Origin of the sequence: Paraburkholderia rhynchosiae (assembly GCF_002879865.1) — a bacterium.
GTDB classification, from domain to species: Bacteria; Pseudomonadota; Gammaproteobacteria; order Burkholderiales; family Burkholderiaceae; genus Paraburkholderia; species Paraburkholderia rhynchosiae.
In genome coordinates this window covers 203,946-216,013 of record NZ_PNXY01000010.1, presented here as the reverse complement: position 1 = coordinate 216,013, position 12,068 = coordinate 203,946, and the positions used below count along the sequence as shown (strand labels likewise).

General features: G+C 63.1%; 11 protein-coding genes and 1 pseudogene. 10 read left to right on the top strand and 2 right to left on the bottom strand.

Annotated elements, in window-relative coordinates:
• Positions 1 to 66 precede the first annotated feature (66 nt).
• The 7 genes and pseudogenes from C0Z16_RS16620 to C0Z16_RS16595 all read left to right on the top strand — a co-directional run bounded on the left by C0Z16_RS16620 (position 67) and on the right by C0Z16_RS16595 (position 5,321).
• Positions 67 to 621, top strand: a complete 555-nt coding sequence (locus tag C0Z16_RS16620; RefSeq protein ID WP_102633207.1) for a carboxymuconolactone decarboxylase family protein — start codon at positions 67 to 69, stop codon at positions 619 to 621.
• Positions 622 to 826: 205 nt separating this feature from the next.
• On the top strand, positions 827 to 1,252 hold the full coding sequence (locus C0Z16_RS16615; RefSeq protein ID WP_102633246.1) for an OsmC family protein: 426 nt from the start codon (positions 827 to 829) through the stop codon (positions 1,250 to 1,252).
• Positions 1,253 to 1,380: 128 nt separating this feature from the next.
• Positions 1,381 to 2,229, top strand: a complete 849-nt coding sequence (locus C0Z16_RS16610) for an isocitrate lyase/PEP mutase family protein (protein WP_102633245.1) — start codon at positions 1,381 to 1,383, stop codon at positions 2,227 to 2,229.
• Positions 2,230 to 2,299: 70 nt separating this feature from the next.
• Positions 2,300 to 2,938, top strand: coding sequence for a TetR/AcrR family transcriptional regulator (locus C0Z16_RS16605; protein WP_102633206.1), 639 nt, complete (start codon positions 2,300 to 2,302; stop codon positions 2,936 to 2,938).
• A gap of 30 nt (positions 2,939 to 2,968) precedes the next feature.
• Positions 2,969 to 4,571 (top strand): annotated as a pseudogene (locus C0Z16_RS16600) (MFS transporter).
• A gap of 96 nt (positions 4,572 to 4,667) precedes the next feature.
• Positions 4,668 to 4,910 (top strand): hypothetical protein, encoded by a 243-nt coding sequence (locus C0Z16_RS37425; RefSeq protein ID WP_146014317.1) that lies wholly within the window; start codon positions 4,668 to 4,670, stop codon positions 4,908 to 4,910.
• A gap of 141 nt (positions 4,911 to 5,051) precedes the next feature.
• Complete coding sequence (locus tag C0Z16_RS16595) at positions 5,052 to 5,321, top strand: YodC family protein (protein ID WP_102633205.1); 270 nt, start codon at positions 5,052 to 5,054, stop codon at positions 5,319 to 5,321.
• A 19-nt stretch (positions 5,322 to 5,340) separates the two neighbouring features.
• On the opposite strand, the gene C0Z16_RS16590 is transcribed toward C0Z16_RS16595, so the two are convergent.
• Positions 5,341 to 5,652, bottom strand: coding sequence for a superinfection immunity protein (locus tag C0Z16_RS16590; RefSeq protein ID WP_102633204.1), 312 nt, complete (start codon positions 5,650 to 5,652; stop codon positions 5,341 to 5,343).
• A 288-nt stretch (positions 5,653 to 5,940) separates the two neighbouring features.
• Here C0Z16_RS16590 and C0Z16_RS16585 point away from each other — a divergent pair, with 288 nt between their 5' ends.
• The 3 genes from C0Z16_RS16585 to C0Z16_RS16575 all read left to right on the top strand — a co-directional run bounded on the left by C0Z16_RS16585 (position 5,941) and on the right by C0Z16_RS16575 (position 9,963).
• Positions 5,941 to 7,404, top strand: coding sequence for a M20 family metallopeptidase (locus tag C0Z16_RS16585; RefSeq protein ID WP_102633203.1), 1,464 nt, complete (start codon positions 5,941 to 5,943; stop codon positions 7,402 to 7,404).
• A gap of 158 nt (positions 7,405 to 7,562) precedes the next feature.
• Positions 7,563 to 8,666: a malate/lactate/ureidoglycolate dehydrogenase gene (locus C0Z16_RS16580; protein ID WP_102633202.1), complete on the top strand. Its 1,104-nt coding sequence runs from the start codon at positions 7,563 to 7,565 to the stop codon at positions 8,664 to 8,666.
• Between the two features lie 409 nt (positions 8,667 to 9,075).
• Positions 9,076 to 9,963, top strand: a complete 888-nt coding sequence (locus tag C0Z16_RS16575) for a crotonase/enoyl-CoA hydratase family protein (RefSeq protein WP_102633201.1) — start codon at positions 9,076 to 9,078, stop codon at positions 9,961 to 9,963.
• A gap of 52 nt (positions 9,964 to 10,015) precedes the next feature.
• Here C0Z16_RS16575 and pdeR read toward each other — a convergent pair whose 3' ends face one another.
• Positions 10,016 to 12,019, bottom strand: coding sequence for a cyclic di-GMP phosphodiesterase (gene pdeR / locus C0Z16_RS16570; protein WP_102633200.1), 2,004 nt, complete (start codon positions 12,017 to 12,019; stop codon positions 10,016 to 10,018).
• Between the last annotated feature and the right edge of the window lie 49 nt (positions 12,020 to 12,068).

Here is a 12,068-nt window from a genome sequence, read left to right as displayed (position 1 = left end):
CGGGTTGCGCCGGGGTTGCACGATAGAACACCTCAGCCTATTCATATTCACCTTGCGAGACCGACGATGACCGAGCGTTTGCCCCCTTTCCAGATATCCGACGCAACGCCCGAGCAAAAGGCCGTTCTCGACGAGATTTTGTCCGGTCCGCGCGGCAATCTGAACGGGCCGTTTCTCGGCTGGATTCATAGCCCGGAACTCGCGCAGCAGGCGCAGCGTCTGGGCGCGTTCTGCCGCTACCGCACGGGTTTGCCGCTGCGGCTCTCCGAACTGGCCATTCTCGCGACGGCAGCGCGCTGGCAGGCGCAGGCGGAGTGGTACATCCACTATCCGATCGCGCTGGATGCGGGCGTTCGCGAAGCGGACGCCGAGTCGATCCGCCAGGGCCGGCGCCCGGACTTCGCGGACCCGGATGACGCGCTGATCCACGACTTCGCAAGCGAGCTTTACGACACCAAACGCGTGTCGGACGCGACCTATGCGAAAGCGGTTGAGCGCTTCGGGCACCAGGTCGTGATCAACCTCGTCGGGCTTCTGGGCTACTACGCACTCGTCGCAATGACGCTGAACGTGTTCGACATGCGCGCGCTCGGCCAGGACAGTTTGCCGTTCGCCGAGTAGCGCTGCAATGCGCCCCTGAGTGGCACCGTCACGACATTGGCACACGGAAGCGCCTATGATGAAGATCGGTCCACGTCCGCGCCTGTCACTCAGCGCGGCACTCGCGACCGATGCCGAGGCCGCGGAACATCCGGGCTGGACCGTTGCGGCGGGCATCGTGGTAAGTCGTGCAGCGCGCGAAGCAGGGCACAAACAGGAGAGAGCGATGAAGCGCAAGGCATCAGCAGTCTGGCAAGGCGGCCTGCAAGACGGCAAGGGCTCGATTTCCACCGATAGCGGCGTCCTCAAGGAGACTCAATATTCGTTTGCGACGCGCTTCGCGGACGGCATCGGCACGAATCCGGAAGAGCTGATCGCCGCTGCCCACGCGGGGTGCTTTTCGATGGCGCTGTCGGCGGAACTGGGTAAGGCCGGCATCACGCCGGAACGGATCGGCACCACGGCCACGGTCACGCTCGACAAAGACGGCGGCGGCTTCACGATCACTGCCGTGCATCTGGACGTGGCCGTGAAAATTCCTGGCGGCGATCGGGCCGCGTTCGACAAAGCCACCGCGGACGCCAAGGCGGGCTGTCCGGTGTCGAAGGTGCTGAACGCGACCATCACGATGGATGCGAAGCTCGAAACCTGAGCTGAGCGTAGACGAGTTGGCGGCGATTGATGCCCGGCATCGTTCTCCGCCCTTCACAACTTCCTGGCAACCCGCGCCGCGCTGCCGGCATCTTTCACCGGCGCGGCGCTTTCGCAATGGCACCGTCGATGACAACCCAAGCCGAAAAAGCACGGCAATTCCAGGCCCTGCACGCAGCGCACGAAGCCTTCGTCATTCCTAACCCGTGGGACATCGGCTCGGCGCGGCTTCTCGCGCTGGCCGGCTTCAAGGCGCTCGCCACCAGCAGCGCCGGCTATGCCTTTTCGCGCGGCTTGCCGGATAACGCCGTCGGCCGCGCACAGATGATGCTCCATCTCGCGGACATTGCCGGCGCGACCGATTTGCCGGTCAGCGCCGATCTGGAAAACGGCTTCGGCGATGCGCCCGAAGACTGCGCCGAAACCATCCGGCAAGCGGCGCAAGCGGGCGTGGTCGGCGGCTCCATCGAAGACGCGACCGGCCGCGCCGACGAGCCCATCTACGCGTTCGGGGCCGCCGTCGAGCGCGTGCGCGCCGCCGTCGAAGCGGCTCGCGCGCAACCGTTCCCATTCACGCTGACGGCGCGCGCCGAGAACTACCTGGTCGGCCGCCCGGATATCGAAGATACGATCCGCCGCTTGCAGGCCTATCAGGAAGCCGGCGCCGACGTGCTGTACGCACCGGGCCTCAAGACGCGCGAGGAGATCGCCGCCGTGGTCGACGCGCTTGAGCGGCCCGTCAACGTGTTGATGGGCTTGCAGGGCGTCTTGCTCAGTTTCGACGAATTGCGTGCGATGGGCGTGCGCCGCGTGAGTGTCGGGGGCTCGCTGGCACGCGCGGCGCTCGGCGCTTTCCTGCGCGCCGCGCACGAAATACGCGACCATGGCACGTTCAATTACGCAATAGATGCGGCTAGCGGCAACGAGCTCAACCAGCTTTTCAGCACGGCCGCTGAGAAATGGGAGACGCCGCGCTAGGAAGGCTCTGAACCGCCATCCACGGAATTTCGGTTTGATTTGTTGAACGGTTAGTCATAATATCCGTGAGATGAAGTCAACCGGCCATCCCAAACCAGCGTCGAAGAAAGCAGGCGAAATCTGCCCGCGCGGGCGTCCGCGCGAGTTCGACACGGACAGCGTGCTCGCCAGCGCGAGCCAGGTGTTCTGGAACCACGGCTACCACGCCACGTCGATCGACGACCTCTGCAAGGCCACGGGCCTCCTGCGCGGCAGCCTGTACGGCGTATTCGGCGACAAGCACGGCATCATGCTCGCCGCGCTGGATCATTACGCCGAGGGTTCGGTCGCGCGTCTGGCCGAGCGGCTGAACGCGCCCGTGCCGCCGGAAGAGGCGCTGCGCAACGCGCTGCTGCATTACGCGCGCGTCGCGTGCGCGCTGAGCGGCGAGCGCAGTTGTTTCATCACCAACACCACACTGGAGATGCAACCCGGCGACGAGGAATTGCGCAGCCGCATCGCCGCTATCCAGCGGCGCATGGCGACGTTGCTGGCGGCGTCGGTGATTCGCGGCCAGGCAAGCGGCGCATTCAACTCCACGCTCGACGAAAAAGCCGTCGGCGATTTCCTGCTGTGTGTGATGCAAGGTCTGCGCGTGTTGGGGCGGGTCGCCCACAAGCAGGATGCGCTCGCCGGAATCGTGGACGTCGCCATGCGCGCACTCGTCTAAATTTTTTGTCGATTTATTGAACGATCAGTCATGAAATCAGAACCGATCAAGTCCGCGTCTGGGGTATTCGCCGGCGCAGTCGGCGCTTCCGGCGCGGCAATCTGCGAGGGCACGGTCGTCTGCCCAGGCGCGGTGGCGGCGAGCGCCGCGGCGAAGGTTGCGGCCACCGGCGCCAATATGAATGAGAGCAGATCGAGCCGCGAAAAAACCGCGCCGCCTTTGGAACGCCAAGGACTAGCGCTTGCCGTGCTGTTCGTCGGCGCTTTCCTCGCGCCGCTCGATTACTTCATCGTCAACCTGGCGTTGCCGTCCATCCGCATGGGCCTGAATGCGACCGATGCGCAGTTGCCACTCGTGGTGTCCGCCTACGCGCCTGTGTATGCAGTGCTGCTGATCACCGGCGGGCGGCTCGGCGATCTGTTCGGCCGGCGCCGCATGTTCATGACGGGCATGGCCGCGTTCGTCGTCGCTTCGGCGCTGTGCGGCTTTGCCACGAGCGGCCACATGCTGGTGATTTCGCGCATCGTGCAGGGCATGGCAGCGGCGGTTATGGCGCCGCAAGTGCTCGCCACGATCCGCGCAGTCGTTCCGATGCATCAGCAGACCCGCCTGATGAGCTTTTATGGTTTCGTGTTCGGTCTGTCGTCGATTGTCGGTCAGCTTGGCGGCGGCGCGCTGATCACCTATCACCTGTTCGGGCTCGACTGGCGGATCATCTTTTTGATCAATATTCCGATCGGCATTGCCGCGTTTCTCGGCACATGGAAGTTCGTGCCCGAGAACCAGCCGGCCACGCGCACCGGCCTCGACATGAAAGGCATGGCCTTGCTCTCGGCCGTGCTGCTGCTCGCGATCTACCCGATAACGCATGGCCGCGAAGCCGGCTGGCCCGCATGGACCTTCGTGATGTTCGCGCTCGCCGTGCCGTCATTGGCGCTGTTTGTCGTCACCGAGCGGCGCGTGGAGCGCGGCGGCGGTCATCCGCTGGTCGACCTGCAACTGTTTCGCAATCGGGCGTTCGCGCTCGGTCTCGTGCTCGCCTTCCTGTTTTATTGCAACAGCGGGTTTTTCCTGACCTACGGCATCTTTCTGCAAACGGGCTTGCACTGGAGGCTGCTCGCGTCGGGCGTCGCGATCATGCCGTTCGCCATCGGCTTCGTGATCGGGCCGCTGACTTCGCCCGCGGTGGTCAAGCGCATCGGCGGCCATGTGCTCACGCTCGGCTTTTCAATGATGACCCTCGGCTTCACGGTGACGGGCTGGTCGGCGAGCCAGGCCGCCGCGCTTGAGCTGCTGTTCTACGCGGGGCTGGTGTGCGCGGGCGTCGGTCACGGCTTGCTGTTGCCGTCGATCATGCGCATCGTGCTGCTGGAGGTCGCTCCCGAGAAGGCGGGACTTGCTTCGGGCGTGGTTTCGTCGACCTTGCAGATCGGCTCGGCTTTCGGCACCGCGGCGATTAGCGGCGCGTTTTTTCGGAGCGATCGGCGGGCACCCGACGCCGGCCGCGTAGGCGCACGCGTTCCAGTTGAGCCTCGCGATCAACGCGGTGCTGATGTTCGCTTGCATTGGTTTAAGCGTGCTGCTTGTGCAGCATCAGCAGCTTGCATTGCGGGGCGCGGGGCAGACCGTTTGAGAATGCCCCGCGGGTAATCGTTTTCATGGCTGCGCCGCGTGAAACTGATTATGCAATTTAGAGGGAGCGCATTTTTAATCCAGGGTGCATTTACCGATGATTGAGTCATTCACAGGTAATCGGGACGGTGCGGCGAATAGTAACAACCCTTATCCGATTCAAAAACATCGGTTAGATATGAAGAAAAAGGTGCGCATTTTCTACTCGCTCGACATTCCTGATGCAGTAACTCTTGCGGTCTGTGCGCTGGCGCACGGTGGCGGTCTCCACGGCTTGCCAGGCGGCCTCCGGTTTTACCCGCAATTGCGCTGCGTCAAAAAGTCTTTATTCCGGTTGTGAAAACGGTATCAATAAAAAGCGCTTGCCGTCTTTAATTTCAATTGTTAATCTGAACGCGTTTTAGAGGGTTCACTCAGTCGGTCTTAGTCGATAGACGGCGCATGACTTGAATACTGCTAACGGTTCCGAAGAGGATTGAATATGCTGACCGCTACCATTGACGCACTCACACTGCCTCCTGCCCGTTTCACTACCGGGGACGTCGTCACGTTAAAGGAAGGAGGCCCGCGCATGACCGTGACGTATGCGGGGCCGGTTGCGCTCAATCCTGGCGAGTGGCTGATCTGCGAGTGGTTCGACGAACACGGCGAACTGCGCCGCGAAATGTTCGCGCCTTCCAGCGTACGCGCCGAGCCGCGCTCCATTCCTGCGGGCTCCGTGCTGTGGAATCGGGTGGGCCGCGCGGCATAGCCGCGACCGTCCTCACTCACTATTTCTGCGAGCGGTCCCGCGCTGTGGTGCGCTGTTGCACGCGTACCAGCAGCGCGGACGAAAACGCGCGCATCCGCACCAGCTTCCGTTTTTCCGCCACGTCGCCCGCGATGTTTTTTGGCGGGTTCGGCTGCAACGACCAGTAGAGTGCGAGCAGCCAGCCAAGCACCGTCCAGCCAAGGCACGCGTTAAAGAGCGCGAGCGTCAGCACGTCGACGCGCTTGCGTCGATCGGCCAGAATCGCCGGCAGGAAATACAGCGCCAGCGCAATCACCACGGCGATGATCTGAACGACAACGCTGCCATTCATTTGCCGCCTCCCGATACACGACTACCTGCGCGGCAGTCAACGTAGTTAACCAGCGCACGCAACCGGCACGTTTAACCTGCGCACGCAACCACGCGCAGCTCACGTGTCGATTGTCGCGCGATTGTTTGTCCCGTGCAGCGTGAACGAATAGGTCTTATCCACGCGCGCCATGCTCGCCGCGGTTCAACCGCCTTCGCATCAGGCCGATAGCCGCGAGGACTTCAGCACCTCCCGCATCGGGACTATCATGTTCATTTCGAGTGAACGAGACCGTTACGGACCGCCATCATGACCTCCGACGATACGACCCAGCAGGCCCAACGCCTCAACCCCGACACGCTCCGCGAATTCGTCGACCGTAAATGGAACGACGAGATCGTGCCCGCGCTGACGGACTACATAGCGGTGCCGGCCAAGAGTCCGGCGTTCGATCCCGAGTGGGTCAAGCACGGTTATCTGGAACGCGTGATTACCGATGCCGCGCAGTGGGCCGAGCAACAGCCCGTGCGCGGCCTGAAACTCGAAGTGGTCCGCTTGCCGGGCCGCACGCCGGTGATTTTCTTCGAGACGCCGGCAACGCGTTCCGGCAGCGACGAAACCATCGTGCTGTACGGCCACCTCGACAAGCAGCCGGAATTCGATGGCTGGCGCAGCGACCTCGGCCCGTGGACGCCCAAGCTCGAGAACGACAAGCTCTATGGCCGCGGCGGCGCCGACGACGGCTACGCGATCTACGCGAGCATCACCGCGCTCGCTGCGCTTGACGCGCAAGGCATCGAGCGGCCGCGCTGCGTCGGTCTGATCGAAACTTGCGAGGAGTCGGGCAGCTACGATCTGCTGCCGTACGTCGACGCATTGCGCGAGCGGCTTGGCAACGTCGGTCTCGTCGTGTGCCTCGACTCGGGCGCGGGCAATTACGATCAGTTGTGGCTCACCACGTCGCTGCGCGGACTCGTCGCGGGCGACCTCGAAGTGCAGGTGCTCGACGAAGGCATTCACTCGGGCGGATACGGCGGCATCGCGCCGTCGAGCTTCCGCATCATGCGGCAACTGTTCGACCGGCTGGAGGATGCTGCCAACGGCACGTTGCTGCCCAAGGGCTTTCATTGCCCGATTCCAGCCGACCGTCTGCGCGAAGCTGAAGCGACCGCGCAGATTCTCGGCGACGATGTCTGGAAGACGCTGCCGTGGGCTTGCGGTCAGGACGGCCGTCAGGTGCTGCCCACCACGACCGATCCGAAAGAGGCCTTACTCAATTCGACGTGGCGTCCGTCGCTGTCAGTGACGGGTGCGGCCGGCTTGCCCGCGCTCGCCGATGCCGGCAACGTGCTGCGTCCGCGCACGGCGTTCAAGCTGTCGCTGCGCCTGCCGCCGCTGATCGAAGCGGAAAAGGCTGTCGCGGACCTGAAGGCGCTGCTCGAATTCGATCCACCGTACAACGCGAAGGTGACGTTCAAACCCGACGCCGGCTCGGCGAGCGGCTGGAGCGCGCCAGAACTGGCGCCGTGGCTCGCCACTGCGTTGAACGACGCATCGCGCCAGCATTACGGTGCCGACGTCGCCTACATGGGGCAGGGTGGCACGATCCCGCTGATGAACGTGTTGAAGGCGGGTTTTCCGAAATCGCAGTTCATGGTGTGCGGCGTGTTGGGACCGAAGTCGAATGCGCACGGGCCGAATGAATTTTTGCACGTCCCGTACGGCAAGAAGCTCACGGCCGCGGTTGCGCAGGTGATCGCTGCCGCGCCTTGAACGCTGCTTAAGCCTCGCCCGAGCCTCGCATGAAGGGCGGGTTGAACCCTTCGTCAAGTAAGCGCGGGCTTGCGTGCCATTGCGTGCAGCCGCATGCAATGCGCGCGCGGCTCGCCGAGCGTTCCTCCCAATGCTGTGCACTAAAGGCCGACACCTGGATGACCGATAACGACCGCGCACAATCCACCAGCCCCCGCATTCCGGCCGATCAACTGCACGCCTGCGTCAGGGCGATCTGGCAGCAGGCGGGCAGCGCGCCGCGCGAAGCGGAACTGGTCGCGGATCATCTGGTGGCGGCGAACCTGACCGGGCACGATTCGCACGGCGTGGGCATGATTCCGCGCTATGTGGCGTCGCTCGCCGACGGACAACTACAACTGAACCTGCATGCCGAGGTGGTGAAAGACGCGGGCGCCGTGCTGACCGTCGAAGGCTGCAAAGGCTTCGGCCAGGTGGTCGCGTTCGAAGCGATGGAGCAGGGCATCGCGCGCGCTCAGCGCATCGGTATTTGCGCGGTGGGCCTGCGCGATGCGCACCACATCGGCCGCATTGGCCATTGGGCCGAGCAATGCGCGCGCGCCGGCCTCGTGTCGTTCCACTTCGTCAACGTGGCCGGCGACCCGCTCGTCGCGCCGTTCGGCGGCGCCGACCGCCGCATCGGCACCAATCCGTTCTGTGCGGCTTATCCGCGGCCCGGCAAGCCGCCGCTCGTGCTCGACTTCGCGACCAGCACCGTGGCGTATGGCAAGACGCGCGTCGCGTACAACCAGGGCAAGCAGGTGCCGCCCGGCGCGTTGATCGATGATCAAGGCGTGCCGACGGTCGATCCCACCGTCATGCACGAAGCGCCGTTCGGATCGCTCACGCCCTTCGGCGGCCACAAGGGTTTTGGGCTCGCGGCCATGTGCGAGATTTTCAGCGGCGCGCTGGCGGGCGGCTTTACCACGCACGCCGACACGCTCGGCACGACGAACGCGATCATCAATTGCATGCTGTCGGTGATCATCGACCCGGCTGCGTTCGACGCTCCCGCCGCGCAAGCCGAAGCCGATGCGTTCATCGAGTGGGTCAAGGCCTCGCCGCTCGCGGCGGGCGCCGAGCGTATCTATGAGCCCGGCGAACCGGAACGTGTGATGCGCGCCCAGCGCGAAGCTGAAGGCATTCCCATCGATGCCGCCACGTGGACGCAAATCTGCTCGGCCGCGCTCGCCGTCGGCATGAGCGCCGACGACATCGCGCACTGGTCGGGGTTCCTCAAGTAGCGCCGCTGGAAACGAAAACGATGCGCGGCGTGGAATAGCTGCGCATTGCATATTCCGTCTGTTAGCCCACGAATAAAAAAATATTCGCAAGCGGCATTTTCGACTGCGCCGCCTAATCGGACCTTATTTCCTTTTTTTTCCAATTCGAGGGCAAATCGCGCCTTTGTCCACTCACTAATTAATTGCCCCGTTTGCGCGCAATTTCGCGCTATGTCGCGCATCTTCGCCGCGCAAGCGTTTGCGCTCGCGGGGTGCGCCACGCCGTCCTGGGCTGCTGCCGTGACGCCCGTCCAGCAAGGCTTTGAGACCTCCTTGCATTGATCTGTTGGTTACCACGCTCCCATCCGATTCCGGTCTGCTTTAGGCTCGCATTGCAATATCAGTGTTTAACCTTAAAGGACCGATCAAAATGAATCTGCACAACCACCACGCCTGCCGCCCGTTCCTCGAAGCCGGCAATCTGTCGCAAATCTGCGCTTACTATGAAGAAGGCCGGAATGTCATGTGGATGATGCTGCGTGCGCAACCGCGTCCCTGTTTCAATCTGGAACTGGTGCACGACATTCTGGAACTCGCGCAAGCCGCGCGCGACTCGGGTCTGCCGATTGACTTCTGGGTGACCGGTTCGCTGATTCCGAACATCTACAACGTCGGCGGCGACCTCGATTTCTTCGCCGAGGCGATCCGCTCGGGCAAGCGTCAAGCGCTGATGGCGTATGCGCGTGCCTGCGTCGACTGCGTTCATGCGGCGGCGCGCGGTTTCGATACTGGTGCGATTTCGATTGCGATGGTTGAGGGCACGGCGCTCGGCGGCGGCTTCGAGGCTGCGCTCGCGCATCACTTCCTGCTCGCGCAATCGGACGCGCGCATGGGCTTTCCCGAAATCGCGTTCAATCTGTTCCCCGGCATGGGCGGCTATTCGCTCGTCGCGCGCAAAGCCGGGATGCGGCTCGCTGAGGAGCTGATCGGCGTGGGCGAGCCGCATACGGCGGAATGGCACCACAACAAAGGTCTCGTCGATCAGCTGTTCGAACCGGGCGACGCCTACATGGCGACGCGCACCTTTATCGACACCCTCAAGCCGAAAATGAACGGCATCCGCGCGATGCTGCGGGCGCGTCAGCGCGTGCTGCAATTGTCGCGCGCCGAACTGATGGAAATCACCGAGGATTGGGTGGACGCCGCTTTCATGATCGAAGAGAAGGACCTTGCCTTCATGGAGCGGCTCGTGATGCTGCAAAACCGCCGCACGTCGAATCTGCGGCAGACCGCTGCTAGCGCGGCCAACTTCGGCTGATCCGTTTCCGGTGCGGCGCGAGGGCGCCCACTGCCCATTGCACTGCGCAAGCTCAGGCAATCAGCCTGAGCTTCTGCCTGTCGTTCAGCCAGCGCTCGAAGTCCGCGGCGGGCATTGGGTGAGCGTACAGATAGCCTTGGACGTATTCGACGCCCAGCCCCTTCATGAAGGCCTCTTCCGACTCCGTTTCGATGCCTTCCGCGACGACCTTGAAGTCGAGTTCCTGCGCAACCGCGACCATCGAGCGGACCAGCGCTTGCGCTTTGGTGTCGGCGTTGATTGAACGCACGAAGCTGCGGTCGAGCTTGATGACGTCGAGCGGAATGCGGCCCAATTGCGACAGCGACGAATAGCCGGTGCCGAAGTCGTCGAGATGCACTTGCGCACCGAGCTGGCGGAACTGCTTGATCAGATCCATTGCCGCGGCTTCGTCTTCTATCAGGCAACTCTCGGTGAGTTCGACGTCGATCAGACAAGGGTCGAGATTCGCCTGTTGAAGCGCTTCGTTGAAATGCCGGACCACGGCGGTATCGACCAGTTGCCGCGCCGACACATTGATCGCGATGCGCAGGTTGTAGCCGTCCGCTTTCCATTTGGCGGCCTGCTTCGCGGCTGTTGCCATGACCCAGCGGCCGAGCACGCCGATCAGCCCCGACTCTTCGGCATAACGAATGAACTCCGCCGGCATGACCTGCCCGCGCTCTGGCGAATTCCAGCGCACCAGCGCTTCCACGCCTTGCACCGCGCCGTTCGAGAGCAGCAGCTTGGGCTGATAGTGCAGCGTCAACTGGCCTTCGTCGAGCCCGCGCCGCAGGTTGGTGTCGAGCCACATGTACTCGGCGACCTTGCGGTTCATCTCCGGCGAGAACACGCGGTGCGTGCGCTTGCCTTCGTCTTTTGCGACGTACATCGCGGTATCGGCGGAACGGATTAGCGACTCCAGGTTGTCGCCGTGCTCCGGATAGCGCGCAATGCCGATCGAGCAGCCCGTATAGACTTCGACGAGCCCGAGGCTGAACGGCGTGCGCATGCGCTCGAGAATGCGCTGCGCGGTCGCTTCAAGTTCGTGGGCCGTGCCCTTGGCCGCGAGCACGATGAACTCGTCGCCGCCGAGCCGCGCAAGCGTGTCGCCTTGGTTCAGACACGTACCGATTGCCGCCGATACATCGCGGATCAAACGGTCGCCGAATACGTGACCGTAGTGATCGTTGACCTTCTTGAAGTTGTCAAGGTCGAGAAAGAGCACGCCCACCGATTCGCCGGGCGCGGCGTCTTCGATCGCAGTGCGGATGTTGTCGTGGATCGCGTTGCGATTGGCGAGTCCGGTGAGCGAGTCGGTGTTCGCAAGTAGCGTGAGACGGTCTTGCGCGAGGCGTTCTTCAGTGATGTCCGTGCCCGAGCAGATCAGATACTGTTCATCCACGCCGCTGCCGCTCTGCACGAACTTGTTGCGAAACAGGAAGAGCCGTTCGCCGTGCAGTGTCTTGATGCGCCGCTCGACTTCATACGACACGCCGCGATTGAAAAAGCCCGCAATGTTCTGACTCGACGCCGCGCCGTCTTCCGACGACATGAAAAGCGCCCACACATTGCGCCCAATAATGTTCTCTTCCTTGACGCCCGTGAGTTCTTCGGCGAGCCGGTTAAAGCGCTGAATTCGCCCATGCCGGTCGACGATCACCACAACGGAATTGACTTCGGACACGACCTGCTCGGCGAATGACAAGCCATGCATCAGATCGCGCGCGACGGATTCGGTGTCGTCATAAGCCGACGCCGTGCCGGCCCAACTACTGCTGTTGATCTTTCTGCCGACGAGGTGCAAACGCAATGGCTCGCCGAATAGCCGCACGTCGAGAATCAGATGCGATGTAATGCCCGTGAGGCAGCGGACTTGCGCGGCCTGTTGAGGATTCAGCGGAATGGCAACGTTGGCCGGCACGTCCCCCGTGACTGGCGTCAGTTCGAGCGCGTTGCTGTCGCTCGACAGACGCCAGCAAGGGCTGCTTGTGCCGAACTGTGCGTAAAGCACCTGCTCGTGTTGGTCGTCATTCATGGGATCCCCGGGCGGTGTGCCGTTTCGGCCGTGATGGCGGATGACGGCA